This is a genomic window from Acetobacter senegalensis, from assembly GCF_001580995.1.
Lineage (GTDB): Bacteria > Pseudomonadota > Alphaproteobacteria > Acetobacterales > Acetobacteraceae > Acetobacter > Acetobacter senegalensis.
Genome location: NZ_LHZU01000137.1, coordinates 22,306 through 38,299 on the forward strand (window position 1 = coordinate 22,306; position 15,994 = coordinate 38,299).

Below are 15,994 nucleotides of genomic sequence, written 5' to 3' on the forward strand. Positions count from 1 at the left end.
TCCATCCGGGGCGGCTTTTTTTGTATCTGTCCTCCAGCCGTTTTCTCCTGACTGTAAGAACAGGGCGTTCCTGATCGTGAGATTTGCCGTTCCTCAAAAAATCCTCTTCCTCTTTGCCTGGCTCAGCGTCCTTTTGGTGATCGCGCTGTATGCCGGACTGATGCCCTTGGCCCGGTGGCAGGGGGACGAATACGGTTATGGGGTCATGCTGCGTGAACAGGGGCTGGCTGGTGTTCTTGGTCGGATAACATCCTGGAGCCCTCGGCCCGTCGGTGAACTGGTAAGCGCTAGTTACCTCTGGCTGGCTGACGGGCATGGAACGCCACTTGTCGCGCCGTTCCTGGTTGTGGTGTGGGGGAGTGCGCTGGCTCTTCTCTGGTGGGTAGGCAGAGTGACCCATCAGGAAAAAGCCGGGTTTGTGGCGTGTGTTCTTCTGGCCGTTTCCCTGCTGCTATGCGGGCAGGCTGAAATGTTTTACTGGCCCATGGGGGCAGCCAGTTATATGCCTTGCTGGGCAGCTTTGGCATCGGCAAGCCTTGTGCATAGGGCAGATGCAACCAGACATCGGTGGCTGATGGTATTCCTGCTTGTTGTTGCAGCCTGGAGCCAGGAAGCCGGCGCGTTGACCGTGCTGCTTTATACAGGTGCCTGTGTGATTCTGTATGGGGTGCGCAGGTCCCATTATGGACGGGCCATGTGCTTGCCTTTTCTGGCGGCTATGTTTGTCGTGTTGACCAACATCACCCACCGGCTCGGCACCAAAACTGAGATATTTGACCAAACCAGTGGGTCAGGCGGGCATTGGGTGCCTAGTCTGCTGAAAGGTGGGCGTAGCCTCCTTATTGAAAGCCTGCATATTCCCGGCCTGCCGTTTGTAGCTTCTCTCGTGGTTATTGCATTGCTGCTGGTTTTTGCGGTGGGACAGAAACGGTTGTGTCCCCGCAACCGCGCCTGCTGGTTATGGAGCGGCGCTCTGTTAGGGGGGGCTTATAGTACTCTCGTGCTGGGTTATTACGAGTTCGGCACATTATGTTGCACACGCCACCACAACCTGCGTGAGGCCACTTATTTTCTGGTTCTTGTGACATTGGGCGGTGCTGTAGCGGCCTCTTTTGAGAGGCGCGCAGTCGCATATGGAGCGTTAGTGGCTGCTCTGGTCTGCCTTCTGGCTTACAGGTTGCCGGATATCCGGGCAGATTGGCAGATGCGGCAGCAGATCATTGCGGATCGGGCGGATACATGGCAGTCCGGTCACGCGCCCGGTTCGGCGATGACGCTCTATATGCCGCCCACCGGCCACATAACCAATTCAGACTGTCTTATGACCGGTGAATTTGATCTGAAAACGGCTCCATGGTGGGTGGAAGGAATTCTCCATTATTTTCACAAACAGCATCTTACGTTGGTGTGGCGTTAGGGGGCTTTGGAAAATCTCTGTGATGCCAAGCATAATATGCTGAAAGCTCCCATACTTGAGAAGCAACGTCGGAAAACCACTATTTTTGCGTGCAGGGTCTGGGGGCCAATAGGGCGCTCAGTTTTGGGAAACGAATTTCCAAAAAGACCCTGATGAGTGTTCGTAGGAGCAGCAATATCTCAGGCGGTGCTTTTTTCGCCTGAATGGATGGTCTTTTGAGCGATTATTGTCTCAAATGCTTTTGCGCATCCTTTTGCCTCTTTCAGAAAATTTTCCCTCTTTTCTGGTTGCGACGCGTGCCCGTCAGGTGCGTGCCGAAAACAGTTCCAAGCCGTTCTGCGCCTTATGGTTTTCGCAGGGTAGTTATAGCGATTTGATAAAGAGTGGCGCTGATTAAGGTTTTCCCGTCAGAGACGAAAGCTGAAGCACGCATGCAGGGCCATCGGCTTTTAAAGTCGATGGCCCTGCATGTATCAGTGTTCTTTATTTCTTGTTCTTGAGTTTTGCGTCCCATGCCGCCCGGACTTCGGCTGGTGCCATCTGTTTCTGCCCGCTCTTTTTGCTTTGTGGCGATGCGGATTTCTTGCCGCCAGTCGGGCGTGTTTTGGCAGACGACACACTTTGTTTTCCAGTGGAACCGCGTGCATGAGAGAGTGCTCCCGGCGCAATGCCAGCCGCCGGGTTATTGTTGACCTCCTGAACAGCCCGGCTGCAGAGAGATTTATCCCCTACGCCAATCTGAATTGTCGGGAGCAGTGCGAGCGGGGGGAAGACAAACCCCAGTCCGGTCGCCGCGGCCGCCCGGCCCAGAATTTCAGCACCGGGAAGAACGGTCGGGGATTTGATCGGCCCTGTAATGTGAAATGCGCCGGGAAGGGAGGCAACTGTCGGCCCCTGGGAGCGCGTAGTCAGCGCATAATCCAGCTTGTTTGTGCGGAAATTGATGGTGCCTTTACCGAGCGTACGGGCTTCACCCGTTTCAAGCAGTAGGGTGTTGGTTGAAACAATGCCGTTTTTAAGCGGCATATCCGCAATAAAGCAGCGGATATCCGTATGGGAAGGCAGACCCAGCGCACTGAGCACAGCATTGGCCAGTTGCAGACCCAGGACATTTGGCAAAATGGCGGTAATATCGCCCCCCTGATCCAGAACCAGTGTCAGGCCACCATTCCCTGCCGCCATAAGGGAAGCAATGGAATTACCTTTGGCCTTAAGGGTCATGTGGCCACCAATAATACCTTGTGCTTTTGAATCTGCGGTGGCCTGCATGATGCGGGACAGGTCAATCCGGGCAAAATCAATCCGCGCAGTGGTATCAAACAATTTGCCGTCCGGTTTCAGTGTGGCGGAACTGGCGAGCGTACCTTGTCCGACGGCAAAATTCAGGCGTTTGAGATCAATTGCGCCATCCGTGACAAAAAATTCGGCATCAATATTATCAAGGGGCAGCCTCTGGTTTTCAATATGGGCGCCACGATACGTAACATGCGCGTTCACGGCATTCAGCTTGGGAATGTTGATGGGCGTGTCGGGCAATACCGTATTGCTTTTGGCCTCCGCTTTTTCTTCGGCTTTTGTCTTGTTCGGTTTGGCTCCAATAAAGCCGCCCAGATCAACAAGGTTTACCTGTTTGGAGTGGAGATTAGCCTGAACAGACAAAGGTTTTTCATGAGGGTTGACCTCAATGGTGCCGCCAATGTCACTGGTGCCCATCTTGCCTTCAAAGTCTTTGAACACAATGTGTTCGCGTGCGTAATCCAGCATGCCTGAAATGGTGTAAGGCGGCGTGCGGGGAATGGGAACGCCCGTCAGCGGATAAAGCAAAGACATATCGGGGCCTGCAAAATGCAGCTTAAGCTGCGCACCGGCCAATGTAAGCGGGTGGACAACATTCCCTTTCAGCGTCGCCGTGGTGGGACCGTTCTGGACAAACAGATCAACCGGGTAGGGTTCTTTATCGGCAACAAAGGAGAGAACAGCCCCACCTACAAAGCGTGCTGTAATGGGTTGTTGGGCATAACGCCCCTTGCCTGAAATGCGAAGAGTGCCCCGGCTTTTCTCGTCCGGCGGAGTGGTCTCGACCCCCATCTGCATGTCTGCCTGAAGGGGATCATGCCGCACATGTGCCGCCCCATCTGAGATGCGCAGTTCAGTGATGTCAGGAAGAGTGCTGGTTTTGTCAGAACTTTTCTCATCCTGTGGCGCGGGTTTGCCGTCTTCAGTGAATGTGTAGTTATTCTCACCGTTCTTGCGGGCTTGAATGTCCGCTTTCGGTTCAGTCAGCGCTATGAGCGGAATATGGAGCGCACGATGCCACAGGTAGGACCAGACATCGACTGAAACGGCAAGCTCTTTAGCTTCCGCAAACGGGTTTTTCTCGTCTGCAAAGGTCTTGGGCTGTTCAATGCGGAGGTTTTCCACCCGTACAGTTGTGACGCGCCCAAGGGCGACATGCAGATGTTCAATGGTGGTCTTGCGATGGAGCATTGCTGTCGCGCGGGAATTCACCAGTGGCACGAACCAGTCCCATGACCAGAACAGTATCAGCAGGAGAATAGCGAGGAAGAAGGAGCCAAACCCTATCAGCACGGGATGCGATTTTCTGCGTGGCTGAGGGGGTGTTTCAGTCATAGTCGGGGCTCCTTGCTGGCGCGCGGCCGGGAAAAAAGACAAAAAGTTGAAATATATCCGTAAAAGGGAGGTCTCTCCCAGTTTTGCATCTATATGACAAGGCAAACGCTGTGTTTGGCTGACTGGTTCCGGTCAGAGGGCAGTCAAGGCATCTGGTATGCCGAGGGGCCGGAGGAAGTGTTCGTAAAAAAGACACGGGGCCCGAAAAGACACTGGCCCTCAGCGCGGAAGGTCGCTTAATCTTGAACAGAAGAGCCTGTCGGCAAGAGAGGTAGAAAGTGGCGGAAAAAAAAGACCGGTCAGCATATCGGGCAGGAGAGGATAAGAGCAGGTCATTCCCTGCTCTGCCAGGCAGGCAACGCCAGAGCGAGGAAAACATCCGTCTTTTCGACCGCAGACAGGCATTGTGCCGATTTGTGGCCGCAGGCGCTGGGGCGGTGGGTATGCTGGCTGGGCAGCGTGCCTTTGCGCAGCAGATGTCTCTCCCTTTGGCATCCTCTTCTCCAGACAGGTTGCCGCCGATCAATGGTGTGTATGACTGGCACGCCTTGCCCCCAACCCCAACGCCCTTGGAGAGCGAGGCTGGTGGTCAGCAGGTGGATACGGGGTTTGTGCCGGGGCAGGGACGAGCGCAGATCTATTTTGCCTCTGCCGGGCAGGGCGTTCCGGTTATCCTGCTGCATGATGGTTTGGCGAACTCTGATTACATGAGTGACCTTGCGCGTGCTCTGTTGAGGGCGCGATGCCGTGTTGTGGTGATGGACGCACGTGGCCATGGGCGCAGCACCATGGGAACCTTGCCGTTAAGCTATGATCTTCTTGCAGATGATGTGGTCACCTTGATGGCATATTTGCGCCTGCGCAATGCGGCCTTTGTGGGGTGGGGCGATGGTGCGGTGCAGGCCATGAATGTGGCCATGAGACATCCTGGCACAGTTTCACGGGTTTTTGCATTTGCCCCCCGCACAACGCCCGATGGGTTGTTGGCTTCTGGCGAGAATGCACCGACAATCAAATCCTTCATGACGCGAGCAAAAACCGAATATAAGCGTTTGTCCCGTTCTGGCAGTTTTTCAGATTTACGTGACGATATGCGGAACCTGCATCGGCAGGCTCCTGAGTGGAGCAATGCTGACCTTGTGCGGGTTACGGCTCCGTTATGGGCCGTGGCGGCAGACCATGATGAACTGGTGGCACGGATGCAGGTCGAACAGATTGCATCCGCAATTGAAAATGCAGGTCTGGCTATCCTGCCCGCTACCAGCCACTTTGCACTGTTGCAGAATCCTCTTCTGTTCTCTCTATCCGTAGAAAGTTTTCTGGGCGGTCGTTAAGCTCTTAAGGTCATCCTTGCATGAAAAAAGCCCCTGAATTTTTCAGGGGCTTTTTTGTTAAGGTGAAAATAGGTTCGGGGGCGTGTCAGGTTCAGCCAAAAGCGCCGATATCATGCATGACGGCAACACTGATTTCCCGAACAAGTTCGAAAATCTGACGCATGGGAATGAAAATATCCCGATGTTCGTTAATATAGATGCTTTCTTCGCGCGGGCCGCGTGGTTCATGAAAATCAAGGTCTGACGCTGCCGTGCCAGAGGGGAAGATATGGTCCATTTCTTTCAGAACGGCCGGGATTTCCAGACACAGGATCTGCTGCATCATCACATCCCGATTAAAACCACTGCGGGGCATGAAGAAGGGAATGCGGCAGGCCAGCAACCAGATCCGTTCAATCAGAGCAATGCGCACAGCATGAAGAACCCGCAGGCGGTTTGAACCATGCGGAGCATCTTCCCACGCTTCACGCAGTGCGAGGTGATCAGCCTGGATACGGCGGAACATGGCTTGCAGATCTGCTGAAAAATCAAGTTTTTCCAGATCCCGCATAAGGGAAAGGAAAGCGGCCCGTCGCGTTTTTGAAGGTTCAGCGGTCGCGCGGTCCAGCCAGAAACCGGGGTCCAGCAACTGGATGACACATTTCAGTACCCGGTCATCAGAACTGGCAAGCGCGTGCTGTGCAAAATCAAGCGCTCTATGAAAACGCGGGCTGGATGTATTGAATGTTTCAAATGTGTCGGGGTGCCTGCGGGCAGCGGACCCAAGCCCCTGCAAGGTGTTCGCGCACCACCCCAACTGTTGCAGGATGGCGTTGTTCGGTATGGCGCGCAGTTGGCTTGGATGGGTAAGGCGGGAGCCCGTGGCAGCCTCTGCGCTCTGTCGCGCTGGCGGGCGGGAGCCCGTGCGATCAATCAGGGCTGGCCCGAAAGCGCCCAGAAGGGCAGCGTATCCGGGGTCCCCTACCAGAGTGGTCATGCCCTCCGAAATGCTGGAAAAGAAATCGGCGGAGAAATCTGGCTGTTCGTAAACCGGGTCACTTGCTGAGCTGAAGGGCGTGAAAAGATTTTCCGCAATGGAGGCAATAGTTGCGCCAGCAAGCTCTGGTGTGCCGAACAGCAGGTAGCCATCTCCACCCTGAAACGCAGTTTCTTCTCGGCAGACAATGCCGGTTTCAGAAAATTTCTCCCGTACAAAGGGTGGAGAGAGATAATGCAGTCTGTCCGCCATCCGGAAGGGATGCGCGCCACGGCCAATGCTTTCCCCGTGCGTATCAAAGAAAACAACAGTGATATCTGTCAGGTCCCATAAAACAAGCTGTTCATGGATCTTCAGGCGTAACCGCTCGATCAGATTGGTTGCGGCAAGCTGACCAATATAACGGCCAGAATCAGAATACCCGAACTGGAAGCACATGCGTCCCGTGCGGCGTATATAGTCTCGCCAGGAGGGAGAACGCAGCACTTCCTCTACAATGCGTTCACCGTTGGCTAACGCATCCTCTGTTTCAAACAGCGGGGAAATTTCAATCTTGTCGGCAACGCCAAAATACGTGGCCGCCCAGAGCGCAGCCAGCAGGGTGTAACCCGTTTCTGTTTCGGCAATCAGAAAACGCACTGGGGTATCGGCGTCGATATGCTTGATGATCTGGGCAATGGTCATCATCAGGCGGCCAGCCGTGGCCGGGTCGGACAGGAGTGCACCGAAATCCACTGCCACTGGCGTAACCTGTGTCAGGGCTTCATTGACACGGTTTAACAGCGCCCTACGATGTGCCGGGTTGCCGGGATCATCACGAAGATTCAGTTTCTGGCGCACAAAATTATGAATCTGCGTGGCGTTCAGGCGCACATGTGTGTGCGCCAGTGCCAGACCATGCGCCAGAAAACCCGCACGGGCGACGGCCAGAGGCAATTGAGCCTGTGGTTCTGCGGCAGCAATGGCGTCCTGTAGGTCTGTTGCCAGTTCTGAAGCGCTTCGCAGGGCCGTTGCGTGATGGTTGACCAACAGATCTGCAAACCGGGCAACGGCCTGAGGGTCGGGGCAGGTTGGTGTCGCTTCAATCTGCTGTTTGACGGTGCTGATAGCGTGTTTCAGGCGATCCTGAAGAACCGGCACAGAGGCTCCGCTTGCATTTATTTGCTGTTCCAGCCGTTCAAGTTGGAACAATTTCATACGCAAGCGCAGGCGCAACGTGTCCCACCAGCCAATGTCCGTGCGGCCATCCGTATCGTAACCAACCCAACTGGTTGCAATAATGGGTTGCGGGGCGAGTGTGTGCCAGCTTTCGGGCCAGCGCTGCTGTGCAGCGGAAAGAAGTTCGGCGCTCAGGAGATCAATGGCATCCCGCGCGCGGGCAATGGCCTGGGTCGCCAGGTCAAATTCTTCATTAAGAGTAGGCGGCGCGCTTCGCCGGTGTGTTTCAAAATAAGGGGCTTTGTCTGGCAGAACGGGTTGGGAGGCACATTGAGCCAAAGCCGCATACACATCATTATTGACGGCGAATGTGGGGTGGGCGGTAAAGACCGCCGCAAACCGGGTTGGGGAGACTGCCTGGGTAAAGGCTTCCAGGGTGTTGGCTGGCAGGTTTGTCAGAAGCGTATCCACACAGTCTTTCAGCCGCTGATGTGTGGCTTCCTGACCCGCTCCGCCCACGTAGCGGTGCAGGCGGCCTGCCCGGCGTAGAAATGCGGCGTCCCGCAAGGTGCGAACCAGTTCAGCAATGTCATCATGGGCCAATCTGCCGTCTTCAAGCGCCATTCCCACCATGTGCGCCATGGCCATTACCGGGTTGGAGGCATCCTCCGCGTCGTTCCGTATGGTTGTCAGGAGAGAGGCAAGGGCAGGCGGAAGAGTGCTGTAGTCCATGAGGCCGTCCACTGTTTGAATTTATTTATGAGGCAACCGACCTGCTTACATTTTCATGTCTGCTCATTGCCCGCAACCGCCTCACACACTCTTGGGGTGTGGGAGAGGGAGTGCTATCCAGATTGTCATGACGTCATACCCTGAGAGTGATACCGATCTTGCCGCCCGAAAAACCCTGAAACGGTACCAGCGTGCCGCAACAGGGCTGCTGGTTTTCATGGGTGGGCTCACAGTTGTCGGTTATGCCGCGCCTGCTGCCGGATGGGTGGCGGATGGAGTCTGGCTGGAAATGCTGCGTGCCGGGGCGCGGGCAGGCGTGGTTGGTGGTCTGGCGGACTGGTTTGCCGTTGTGGCGCTGTTTCGGCACCCCATGGGGCTGCCTATTCCGCATACCGCGATTCTGCCGGCCCAGAAGGAACGGCTTGGCCGGGCGTTGGGGCGCTTTGTCTCCGGGCAGGTCTTTACAGAAAAAGAAGTCTCCAACGTGCTGGGGCAGGTGGATGTGCCCAGCTTTCTGGCGAACATGCTGGATGATCCGGCGGTAAGGGAGACTATAACGCGGTCACTGCTTTCTTCCATGCCGCAGATGCTGGACCGGCTGGAAGATGGCCGTGCCAGTGGGGCCATTGGCAAGGTGTTTCCCCGTCTGCTGGGCGGCAGCAATCTGGCTCCCATTGTGGCCAAGGCTCTGCGCAGTCTGGTGGATGATGATCGGCATCAGGAAGTGCTGTCTTATCTGCTGGGGCAGATCAAGGATGGTTTGCAGGCAAAGGAAGGCGCTTTGCGCACCATGATTGAAGACAGGGTGCGGGAGCAGGGAGGACGTATTCTCGGGTGGGCCATTGGCGGCTCCATTGCGACCCGTGTGCTGATGGCGGCCAGCAAGGAACTGGAGCGGGTAGACCCCCAGAACTCTACGCTGCGTGAGGGCTTTACTACCTGGGTGCGTGGGCAGATTGACCGTATTGAAACAGACCCGGAGCGCGGGAAGGAAATTTCTCAGGCTGTTCTGGGGGTTCTGTCGCACGAGAGTGTAGTGGTCTGGTGGGCTGATATATGGCAGCGGTTCCGCAGACTGGTGGAAGCCGATGTGGAAGACCCCAATGGCCGTATTGCCTCCATTGTTGAGGAGGCTCTGTCCCGCATGGCCACGCAGGCGCGGCATGATCCGGTGCTGCGCAAACGTATTATGGATGGCGTTGCCAAAGCCACCTTCAAGACGCTCCCTTTTGTAAGGGAGCGCATGGCAGACTTCATCGCGCGTGTGGTGGCTGGCTGGGATGCCGTGCAGATTGCGGAAAAGCTGGAGCTGCGCGTGGGCAAGGACCTTCAATACGTGCGCTTCAATGGAACGTTGGTCGGATTCGGGGTGGGAGCGCTGCTGTTTGCCGTTCTGCGCCTGCTGTTCGGGCTGAATGCACAATAGAGGCATGGATGGCTCATCACGTTCGCGCGCCTTGGATATATGCGTTCGTTTTGGGTTGACGTTTGGTGTCCTTGGCTCCATGTGTCTGAAACAGGACCTGACAGGTCTCCAATCAGGTGATGCAGGATAATGCTGAAACTTTCCCGGCTGGCTGACTATGCGGTCGTTATACTTGTGAACCTTGGTGAGCAGGATGGCGTTGTAACCTCTCCTGCGCTGGCGGCTGAAACCGGCGTGCCGGAACCAACTGTGGCCAAGGTGCTCAAGGTTTTATCGGCCCACAAATTTGTTTTGTCCCAGCGGGGGGCAAAAGGCGGTTATCGGCTGGCGCGTCCGCTGTCCGAGATTTCCGTGGCCAGTGTCATTGCCGCAGTGGATGGCAAGATTGCGCTCACCGCGTGTGTGGATGGTGGAGAATGTGATACCGGCGTGTCCTGCGGGATGTGCGGGACATGGGACACCATCAACCAAGCCATTCGGGACACTCTGGAGGCCATTTCGTTGGAAACGATGCGTCAGAAAAGCGGGTGCGGTTCTACGTTCCTGAAACCGAATGTGCAGACCTGCGCCAATGCAGAACGTGAGGGGGCTTGAGTTATGCCAGCAGTAACCGAAACGCGTGAAGCAGTCGAAAAACTGGGGCAGTCCTCCTATAAATGGGGGTTCGAGACCGACATTGATATGGATCTCGCCCCCAAGGGCCTGAATGAAGACACCATCCGCCTGATCTCCGCCCGCAAGGAAGAACCGGAATGGTTGCTGGAGTGGCGGCTTGCGGCCTTTAGCGCGTGGCAGCAGATGGAAGAGCCCAAATGGGCCAAGGTCGCGTATCCTCCCATTGATTATCAGGATGCGCATTACTACGCCGCACCCCGGAAGAAGCCCGGCCCCAAATCGTTAGAAGAAGTTGATCCGGAACTGCTGCGGACCTACGAAAAACTGGGCATTCCGCTGCATGAACAGGCACTTCTGGCCGGTGTGGAATTGCCGGAAGGTGAAACGGCCCGCCCGCCTGTGGCGGTGGACGCCGTGTTTGACAGTGTTTCCGTGGTCACCACCTTCCGCAAAACGCTTGAAGAAGCCGGTGTGATTTTCTGCCCCATTTCCGAGGCCGTGAAAGAGCACCCGGATCTTGTGCGTAAATACCTGGGCACCGTGGTTCCCGCCGGGGACAATTTCTATGCAGCCCTGAACTCCGCCGTGTTTACGGATGGCTCTTTTGTGTACGTGCCCAAAGGGGTGCGGTGCCCGATGGAGCTTTCCACCTACTTCCGGATCAATGCCCGTAACACCGGGCAGTTTGAACGCACGCTGATTGTGGTGGAAGATGGGGCATCCGTCTCTTACCTGGAAGGCTGTACAGCCCCCATGCGTGACGAGAACCAGCTTCACGCAGCCGTGGTGGAACTGGTGGCCATGGAAGATGCCTCCATCAAATATTCCACGGTGCAGAACTGGTATCCGGGCGATGAAAATGGCCGGGGCGGCATTTATAACTTTGTGACCAAACGTGGAGCATGCCGTGGTGCGCGCTCCAAGATTTCCTGGACACAGGTTGAAACAGGTTCCGCTATCACATGGAAATACCCGTCCTGCATTCTGCAGGGGGAAGGGTCCGTGGGTGAGTTCTATTCAGTTGCGGTTACAAACAACCATCAGCAGGCTGATACGGGCACCAAGATGATCCATATCGGGCGCAATACGCGCTCGACCATCATCGCCAAGACCATCAGTGCCGGGCAGTCTGACAGCACATATCGCGGATTGGTGCGGGTATTGCCCAAGGCGTATGGTGCGCGCAATTTCACGCAGTGTGACAGCCTTCTGATTGGTGACCGCTGTGGTGCGCACACCGTGCCTTATATTGAAAACCGCAACATGGGCGCGCGTATCGAACACGAAGCAACAACCTCCAAGATCTCGGAAGATCAGCTTTTCTACTGCCGTCAGCGTGGCTTGTCGGAAGAAGATGCAGTCGGGCTGATTGTGAACGGGTTCTGCCGGGATGTGCTGAAAGAGCTGCCCATGGAATTTGCGGTTGAAGCTCAGAAATTGTTGCAGATCAGCCTTGAAGGCAGCGTAGGGTAAGGAGGGGCAAGACATGACCCAGTTTTTGGATATTTCCGGTCTGTGTGCCCGGATTGATGCTGACGGGCAGGAAAAGGAAATTCTGCGCGGTGTGGATCTGAGCATCCCGCCGGGTGAGGTCCATGCCATCATGGGGCCGAATGGCTCCGGCAAGTCCACGCTCTCCTACGTGCTTGCTGGCCGTGAAGATTATGAGGTGACTGCGGGCAGCGTGACTTTCCAAGGCAAGGATCTGCTGGAAATGGAGCCCGAAGAGCGGGCTGCAGCCGGTCTGTTCCTGGCGTTTCAGTCTCCCATCGAACTGCCAGGCGTGAATAACGCCAACTTCCTTCGGACTGCGGTTAACGCCGTGCGTCGTGCTCGCGGGCAGGAAGAGCTGGATGCCGTCGCGTTCCTGAAAACGGCGCGTGAGGCGGCAAAGGCTCTTTCCATGGCGCCGGACATGTTGAAGCGGAACGTGAATGTCGGCTTCTCCGGTGGTGAAAAGAAGCGCAATGAAGTCTTGCAGATGACTCTTTTGCAGCCATCTTTCGCCATTCTGGATGAAACAGATAGCGGGCTGGACGTGGACGCCCTGCGTATCGTGGCAGAAGGTGTGAACCGCCTGCGTTCCCCGGATTTTTCTGCACTGGTTATTACCCACCATCAGCGCTTGCTGGATTATCTGGTGCCAGACCGCATTCACGTGATGGCCAAAGGGCGGATTATCCATTCTGGTGGTCCTGAACTGGCCAAGCAGATTGATAGTGAAGGCTATACCCGGTTTCTTGCGGAGGCGGCGTGAACGCAATTATCAAACAGCCCTCAGCAACCCTTGTGCCGTTCAAGGCGCGTCTTGACGCGATAACAGATCCGGCACGGAAAGCTGCTTTGGGCACTCTGCACAGGAGCGGTCTGCCTGATCGCCGTGTTGAGGCATGGAAATACACCAGCCTGCGTTTTCTGAATGAAACCCCGCTTGTTGCTCCGTCAGAAGAGTTTGATGCGGCAAAGGCCCGTGCCGAACTTGATCGGCTGGGCCTGACAGCGGGAGAAGGTGCTGATCTTCCACGGCTGGTCTTTGTGAATGGGCGTTACGCACCTGATCTGTCCGTTCCGCCCCAGAATGTGGGTCTGTCTTTCTTCGGCAAGACGGAAGCGTTTGGAACCTTATCCAGCCCGGATCGGGATGCACTGACAGCCCTGAATGCGGCCTTGGCGACGGATGGTGCTGAAATCACGGTCGCGGCGGGGGTGGATGCGGGCCGGGTGCTTCTGGTCTCGCTGGGGTTGGCTGATGAGCCCGTTTCTTTCCACCCGCGCCATAGCGTGACAATTGAAGAAGGTGCGCGCCTGTCTCTTATCTGTGTTCAGGGTGGGCAGGGGCGTTATCTGCACAATCCGGTCATGGAACTTTCGGTTGCGGCAAATGCCACGCTGAATCATGTCACAATCCAGACCGAAAGTGACGATGCCGCCTGTCTGGCAACGTTGTATGCCCAGATTGAAGAACGAGGCTCTTACGACAGTTTTGTTCTGGGGCTGGGTGCAGCTCTTTCCCGGCACGAAGTCCATGCCCGGCTGAACGCCCCCCATGCGGAAGTGCATGTGAATGGCGCGCAGCGCTTGCTGGGGCGTCAGGTGGGGGATGTGACGAGTGTCATTACCCATGCAGCGCCTGATTGCCGCTCCCGTCAGACGGTGCGGAATGTGCTGGATGGACAGTCTCGCGGTGTGTTTCAGGGGAAAGTGCTGGTTGAGCGTATTGCCCAGAAGACCGATGGCTATCAGATGAATCAGGCGCTTCTGCTTTCCGAGCAGGCCGAGATTGATGCCAAGCCGGAGCTGGAAATTTACGCTGATGATGTCAAATGCAGCCATGGGGCCACCGTTGGCGCGCTGGATGACGAACAGATGTTCTATCTGCGCAGCCGCGGCGTGCCCGAAGCAGAAGCTCGGCAGATCCTGATTCACGCCTTTCTGGCGGAAGCTCTGGCTCTGATTCCGGATGCTGTGGCACAGACCTTGGCGGCGCACATTATGGAAATTCGCTTTCCGGTAACGGGAGAGGAATAACAATGTCTGCGATTTTGGAAAAAGGGCCGGTGCATCAGTTTGATAGTGCTGCCATCCGCCAGCAGTTTCCTATCCTTGCGCAGAAAGTGCATGATCGGCCGCTGGTGTTTCTTGATAGTGCCGCCTCGGCCCAGAAGCCAAACGCAGTTATTGACTGCATGGCTGACACCATGCGGACCCAGTATGCCAACATCCATCGCGGTCTGCATTGGATGAGCGAACGCACGACCGAAGCGTATGAAGGCGTGCGGGATCAGGTGGCGGCATTTTTGAACGCGCCGTCTCGTGAAGAAATTGTTTTTACGCGCAACAGCACTGAAGCCATCAATCTGGTGGCGTATTCCTTCGGTGCGCTGCTCAAGCCTGGTCAGGCTGTTGTGATTTCCGAAATGGAACATCACGCCAATCTGGTGCCATGGCAGATGCTGCGGGACCGCGCTGGCATAGAGCTCCGCATTGCCCCCATTACGGATGAGGGCGATCTGGATCTTGATGCGTTGCAGGACATTCTGTCCGATGGGCAGGTCGCTCTTGTGGCCATTACCCATATGTCCAACGTACTGGGCGGCGTGACACCGGCGCGTCAGATCGCCGATATGGCGCATGCCGCCGGGGCGCAGGTCCTTTTTGATGGCAGCCAGTTTGTGGTCCATCGCAAAACGGACGTTCAGGCTCTAGGCGCTGATTTCTATACCTTCACCGGCCATAAACTCTATGGGCCCACGGGTATTGGCATTTTGTGGGCACGCAAGGCCCTGCTGGATGCCATGCCGCCGTTCATGGGCGGGGGAGACATGATCTCCACGGTCACGTTCGAGCGCTCCACCTGGGCGCATGTGCCGCACAAGTTTGAGGCGGGTACGCCTGCCATTATCGAGGCCATTGGCCTTGGGGCGGCTATTTCCTGGGTTGAAAAAGTCGGCATGGAAGCCATTACGGCTCACGAGGCCGCGTTGACCTCCTATGCCCTGACCCGACTGGCTGATGTACCGGGCCTAAAAGTAATTGGCGCACCAAAGGACCGTGGCGGCGTTATCTCTTTCACCATGGATGATGTTCACCCGCATGATATCGCCACCCTGCTCGACAGGAACGGTGTTGCAGTGCGTGCAGGGCACCATTGTGCGGAGCCGTTAATGCGCCGCCTTGGTTTGACCGCCACCGCACGGGCCAGTTTTGGCATCTATACCGTGCAGGAAGAAATTGACGTGCTGGCGGATACGCTGGTGCGGATCAGGAACTTTTTTGTGTGACCATGCCGGTGGATAGCGGCGCGCTCTATGATCGCCTGATTGTTCAGCGCGCTCGCAAACCTCTTTTTGCCGGACGGCTGGAAAACCCCGAAAAGATCGGGGAAGGCAAAAATCCGCTCTGCGGAGATAAAACGCGGGTGGAACTTCAGCTTGATCAGGACCATATCAGTCTGGTTCGGCATCACACCCGCGGTTGCGCCATCTGTCTGGCGGCAGCGGATCTGATGGCCGAGCGGATAACGGGCCTGAACATTGCTCAGGCTGAAGGGGTTGGGCGTCAGTTTTCCGCCATGCTGGTGGAGAAGGATGGTCAGCCTGCAACAAGTGCAACCGCAGAAACGCCCGCTCTGGAGCAGCTTGAAGCCTTTGCTCCGCTGCGTGCGCATCGGGCTCGTATCCGGTGTGCGGAACTACCGTGGGTCGCTTTAAAGGAGGCGCTTTCTCATGTCGACGTCTGAAAAGCTGCATGCTCCTGACGTGCTGGAAACAAATCATGCCGTGGATTCAGTTTCTCAGGAGGTGCTGGATGAAGACCGGCAGCCGGATGAGGCTGAAAAGCCACGTGTAGAAAGCTGGACCCCGGATGGCGTGGCCCCTGAAGCTGCCAGCTCTCCGGAGGGCGCAGCATCTGAAGACGCCGTTATCGAAGCAATCGCCACGGTGCATGATCCGGAAATTCCGGTGAACATTTATGAACTTGGGCTGATTTACGCCATTGATCTGTATGACGATGGCCGCGTGAAAATTGAAATGACACTTACCGCTCCAAACTGCCCCAGCGCGCAGGAACTGCCAGTGCAGGTAAAGGAAGCGGTGGAGAAGGTTCCCGGCGTGACCTCAGCCGATGTTGAGGTGGTGTGGGACCCACCATGGGACATGTCACGCATGAGTGATGAAGCCCGTCTCGCCTTGAATATGTTCTGA

12 protein-coding genes are annotated in these 15,994 nt (G+C 56.2%); 10 read left to right on the forward strand and 2 right to left on the reverse strand.

What is annotated here, in order from left to right:
* The first annotated feature begins 76 nt into the window (after positions 1-76).
* Positions 77-1,417 (forward strand): hypothetical protein, encoded by a 1,341-nt coding sequence (locus AD948_RS11300; RefSeq protein ID WP_061472073.1) that lies wholly within the window; start codon positions 77-79, stop codon positions 1,415-1,417.
* 483 nt (positions 1,418-1,900) lie between these two features.
* Here the strand turns inward: AD948_RS11300 and AD948_RS11305 are convergent, their stop codons facing one another.
* Positions 1,901-4,048 carry an AsmA family protein gene (locus AD948_RS11305; protein ID WP_061472074.1) on the reverse strand — a complete coding sequence of 716 codons (2,148 nt, stop codon included), beginning with the start codon at positions 4,046-4,048 and terminating at the stop codon, positions 1,901-1,903.
* Between the two features lie 416 nt (positions 4,049-4,464).
* Between AD948_RS11305 and AD948_RS11310 the strand changes: the two genes are divergently transcribed.
* Positions 4,465-5,382 (forward strand): alpha/beta fold hydrolase, encoded by a 918-nt coding sequence (locus tag AD948_RS11310; RefSeq protein WP_248846005.1) that lies wholly within the window; start codon positions 4,465-4,467, stop codon positions 5,380-5,382.
* Positions 5,383-5,473: 91 nt separating this feature from the next.
* Here AD948_RS11310 and AD948_RS11315 read toward each other — a convergent pair whose 3' ends face one another.
* Positions 5,474-8,248: a phosphoenolpyruvate carboxylase gene (locus AD948_RS11315; RefSeq protein ID WP_061472076.1), complete on the reverse strand. Its 2,775-nt coding sequence runs from the start codon at positions 8,246-8,248 to the stop codon at positions 5,474-5,476.
* Between the two features lie 127 nt (positions 8,249-8,375).
* Between AD948_RS11315 and AD948_RS11320 the strand changes: the two genes are divergently transcribed.
* The 8 genes from AD948_RS11320 to AD948_RS11355 all read left to right on the forward strand — a co-directional run bounded on the left by AD948_RS11320 (position 8,376) and on the right by AD948_RS11355 (position 15,994).
* Positions 8,376-9,674, forward strand: a complete 1,299-nt coding sequence (locus tag AD948_RS11320) for a DUF445 domain-containing protein (protein WP_061472077.1) — start codon at positions 8,376-8,378, stop codon at positions 9,672-9,674.
* 129 nt (positions 9,675-9,803) lie between these two features.
* Positions 9,804-10,268 (forward strand): SUF system Fe-S cluster assembly regulator, encoded by a 465-nt coding sequence (locus AD948_RS11325; protein ID WP_006558285.1) that lies wholly within the window; start codon positions 9,804-9,806, stop codon positions 10,266-10,268.
* A gap of 3 nt (positions 10,269-10,271) precedes the next feature.
* Positions 10,272-11,762 carry a Fe-S cluster assembly protein SufB gene (gene sufB, locus AD948_RS11330; protein ID WP_006558284.1) on the forward strand — a complete coding sequence of 497 codons (1,491 nt, stop codon included), beginning with the start codon at positions 10,272-10,274 and terminating at the stop codon, positions 11,760-11,762.
* Between the two features lie 13 nt (positions 11,763-11,775).
* Entirely contained in the window at positions 11,776-12,546 is a 771-nt protein-coding gene (sufC, locus tag AD948_RS11335) for a Fe-S cluster assembly ATPase SufC (protein ID WP_006558283.1), read from the forward strand.
* Entirely contained in the window at positions 12,543-13,817 is a 1,275-nt protein-coding gene (gene sufD / locus AD948_RS11340) for a Fe-S cluster assembly protein SufD (RefSeq protein ID WP_061472078.1), read from the forward strand. Before sufC ends, sufD begins: the two co-directional genes overlap by 4 nt.
* 2 nt (positions 13,818-13,819) lie before the next feature.
* Positions 13,820-15,070, forward strand: a complete 1,251-nt coding sequence (locus AD948_RS11345; RefSeq protein ID WP_006558281.1) for an aminotransferase class V-fold PLP-dependent enzyme — start codon at positions 13,820-13,822, stop codon at positions 15,068-15,070.
* Positions 15,071-15,072: 2 nt separating this feature from the next.
* Positions 15,073-15,528 carry a Fe-S cluster assembly sulfur transfer protein SufU gene (sufU, locus tag AD948_RS11350; RefSeq protein WP_061472079.1) on the forward strand — a complete coding sequence of 152 codons (456 nt, stop codon included), beginning with the start codon at positions 15,073-15,075 and terminating at the stop codon, positions 15,526-15,528.
* The gene (locus AD948_RS11355; RefSeq protein WP_006558279.1) at positions 15,515-15,994 is read left to right on the forward strand and encodes an SUF system Fe-S cluster assembly protein; all 480 of its coding nucleotides are present in this window, start codon (positions 15,515-15,517) and stop codon (positions 15,992-15,994) included. Before sufU ends, AD948_RS11355 begins: the two co-directional genes overlap by 14 nt.